The 375-nt window shown below is 67.7% G+C and carries 1 protein-coding gene; it reads right to left on the bottom strand.

Annotation, left to right across the window (positions count from 1 at the left end):
• The coding region (locus tag AC1DKR_RS21410) for a DUF1254 domain-containing protein (protein WP_478035224.1) at positions 1-375 on the bottom strand (375 nt) is incomplete at both ends.

The following is a 375-nucleotide window of genomic DNA, read 5'->3' as shown; positions in this document are numbered from 1 at the left end:
GAGCAGTTGCACGTCCGCACCGGTGAGCGGCACGTTGCGCGGCCCGAGGTTCGTGAAGTTGTTGGTGTGGGCGTCGAGCAGTTCGATGACGTAGTAGCGGTCGGCATCACGGAGCGGCGGCACGCGCAGCGTGACGGGACCATCGGCCAGATTCAGCCAGCCGCAGAAGTAGAGCAGGTCATTGGCGGGCGTCACGATGTCGCGGTCTTCGTGCGTCCACAGCCGCGCGCTGGCGGAGAGCGTGTTCATCGGCGCGCGGCCATAGCGCGTGGGCGCATCGACGGAAGTTTGCAGGCGGCAGGTGCGCAGCGTTTCGATCAGCGGATAGCCGTAGATCACGAGCGGCAGCGCGGCGGCGGCGACCAGGGCCTCCAG

This window comes from Stenotrophomonas sp. 01N47, assembly GCF_056399165.1.
Note: the sequence above shows the minus strand (reverse complement) of the source record. Positions and strands in the feature narration are given on the sequence as shown.